At 68.3% G+C, this 2,566-nt stretch carries 4 protein-coding genes; 2 read left to right on the plus strand and 2 right to left on the minus strand.

What is annotated here, in order from left to right; genetic code table 11:
* On the plus strand, positions 1-201 hold a 201-nt coding region (locus ACFY5C_RS41200; protein ID WP_389455198.1), incomplete at its 5' end, for a type I restriction enzyme endonuclease domain-containing protein.
* 39 nt (positions 202-240) lie between these two features.
* On the opposite strand, the gene ACFY5C_RS41205 is transcribed toward ACFY5C_RS41200, so the two are convergent.
* Both ACFY5C_RS41205 and ACFY5C_RS41210 read right to left on the minus strand, forming a co-directional pair.
* Positions 241-627 (minus strand): hypothetical protein, encoded by a 387-nt coding sequence (locus ACFY5C_RS41205; protein WP_030189502.1) that lies wholly within the window; start codon positions 625-627, stop codon positions 241-243.
* Positions 617-1,273 carry a DUF433 domain-containing protein gene (locus ACFY5C_RS41210; RefSeq protein ID WP_389455200.1) on the minus strand — a complete coding sequence of 219 codons (657 nt, stop codon included), beginning with the start codon at positions 1,271-1,273 and terminating at the stop codon, positions 617-619. Before ACFY5C_RS41210 ends, ACFY5C_RS41205 begins: the two co-directional genes overlap by 11 nt.
* Positions 1,274-1,589: 316 nt before the next feature.
* Between ACFY5C_RS41210 and ACFY5C_RS41215 the strand changes: the two genes are divergently transcribed.
* A partial coding sequence (locus ACFY5C_RS41215; protein WP_389455202.1) for an AAA family ATPase occupies positions 1,590-2,566 on the plus strand: 977 nt, incomplete at its 3' end.

A 2,566-nucleotide genomic window follows, 5' to 3' on the forward strand; every position in this document is an offset into this window, starting at 1 on the left:
CGTGCCCTAGTCAAGGACATCCAGAAGAACCTCTCCGTCGACTGGCTCTCCCGTGAGCCCGTCCGTGCGAAGCTCCGTACCCGCATCCGCCGCGTGCTGGCGATGTTCGACTATCCGCCGGAAGAGGAGCGCGAGGCGATCGACCTGGTCCTCAAGCAGATGGAGATCGTGGCCGCCCTGTGGGCGCCCGCTGCGAAGTAGCAACGCATGCGGGAGGGCGCCACCAGGGGCGCCTGCCCGTCACGGCCACGTGCGCTCAACCCGGTCGTGCCGCACGGCGTAGGCCGCCGGGCCGCCCTTCTCGACGGCCCGGTGGATGGCGTCACGACGTGCGACGAGACGCTCGACCATCTCAGCGCTTCGAAGCTGCTGGTTGTCCAGGTAGAACAGCACCGCCTCGCGCTCCAGGACGGGCTGGATCTCAAGATCCCGGGTCTTGATCCGCCCGTCCTTCGACAGCGGGACCCAGGACCGGTCGAGACCGTAAGTGATCCACTCCTCGTCCGGAACGTCCTGCCCGTCGTCAGGAAAGACGTCCCCGATGCGGTGAACCGTCCACCCGCAGGCTCTCAGTCCTTCCGCGACACGGCGACCGAGGTTCCGGTCGAGGAAGAACTCAGGCGGCAAGGTGCACCACGGCCCGGCAGAGCGCGTCCACCTGTGCAGGCGTCATGTCGTAGTCGTACGCGATGTCCTCGACGGTCTCCCCGGCCTCCCACAGGTCGGTGATGGCCTGGACCGTGACGCGGTTGGCGGCCACCACGGGGAGACCATGGCCGAACCTCGGATCGATCACGACGGGGACGGAGTCCGGGTACTGCCTCAGCCGCAGGCTGGAGGGGAAGTCGTCGCCCGGCTCCCAGGTGAGGTATCGGAGATAGTCGGAGACCACTTCGTGGATGGGGACCTGGCCGTCGCGGGCTCTGCGGAGATCTCCCCAACCGTGCTCGATGAAGATGTCCACGCCGTCTGTGGCGATCCGCTTCGACACGAGGCCATACGGGGTGTCGAAGGCGTCCCGTACGGCGGCGGCGGCCTCCCTGATCTCACTCATGCGGAGGCCCAGAGAACGCAGAGAACGAAGAACGTGTGCCTCGGCCACCGCGATGAACGGCACCGAAGGCTGTCCCCTCCGTACCGGCTCGACCTGGTGGACCAGTGGCGCTCCGGCGGCCTTGCCCTTCAGCCACGAGGTCAGGGTCGACTGCGGAATCTCAAGGTAGGAGGCGGTCTCTGCGGGCGTCAGCAACCCGTCGTTGAACCTGTCGCCCATGTCCCACCTCCTCTTGGCGCCGGATTTCGCATCGTGCCACATCAAGCCTCCCACCTGCAGGTGGACCGCACACCCAGTCATCGGCTCAGCCAGCCACAGGGAGTCGGTCTTTGGCCTGGCAGTCCCGGCAGCGTTCAATTCACTTTAGACCGCGATTCTCGATAACCAGGGTTATCACTGAAAACTTGGATTCAATAACTTCTCCGCCTCTACCGTCGGTTCTGTCACACCGGGCTCGCGCAAAGCGAGAGACTCAGCCCTCTCGCCCACCGCATGAGGCCGGCCCAGGAACCGACCACGGAGGGCGGAGAGCACCATGACGGAACACCCCGCACAGAACGAGCCGAACGCATCCGATCATCAGGTCGATCACCGCCGAGACGCCTCCTCGACGCTCTCCCGCCTGACCGCCCGCCTCGAAAGCTCGGCGCTCGCCGAGGCAGCCCGGGAACTCCTGCGAGAGGCACTGAGCGCCACCGCGACGGAGTCCTCCGGCACCCCCGCCGCTCCGCACCCGGACCAGCGGGTGTTCCTCGACTCCATCAGCGTCAACGGCTTTCGCGGCATCGGCCGCAAGGCGCGTCTGCCGCTGACCGCGAAGCCCGGCGTCACCCTCGTCGTGGGACGTAACGGCTCGGGGAAGTCCAGCTTCGCCGAGGGCGCCGAGACGGCGCTCACGGGCCGGACCGCCCGCCTGGACAAGCAGCGGGGCGAGGTGTGGCGCCGGCACTGGCGCAACCTGCACGACGGTGCCGACCCGAAGGTCGAGGTCCGCCTCGCCATCGCGGGCGACCCCCGGCTGTCCACTCTGACGTGCACCTGGCCCGGCGACGACGTCACCGCCCCCGAGGTCGAGTTCAGACGGCCGGGCCACGGCCGTCGCCCCTCCGTCGGCGTCGGATGGGAGCGGGCCCTGAAGGACTACAGCCCCTTTCTGTCGTACGCGGATCTCGACAAGGTCCTCAACGGCAGGCCCAGCGAACAGTACGACTCGGTCGCCGCCATCCTCGGACTTCGCGAACTGACCGACGCGGACGAGCGGCTCCAGGGCATCGAGAAGACGCTCGACTCCGCGCTGAAGCAGGTTGAGGCCGAACGGCCCGCACTCGCCGAGGCGTTGTCCGCACTGGACGACCCGCGGGCGGTACGCGCGCTCGCCGTCGTCGGCAAGGCGGGCGAGCCCGACTTCACCGAGCTCGACGCCCTCGTGACCGCATTGCCCGACGCGGACGAGGGCCGCCTGAGCGAGCTGCGCGCGACCGCCGCCCTGGCCGGACCGGACCTCGGCGTGGT

The sequence above is a fragment of the Streptomyces sp. NPDC012935 genome (assembly GCF_042900345.1).
Classification (GTDB): Bacteria; Actinomycetota; Actinomycetes; order Streptomycetales; family Streptomycetaceae; genus Streptomyces.

Excerpts from the sequence above, each read along its gene's own strand:
- ACFY5C_RS41210 (WP_389455200.1), bottom strand. The coding sequence starts at position 1,273 with ATGGGCGACAGGTTCAACGACGGGTTGCTGACGCCCGCAGAGACCGCC.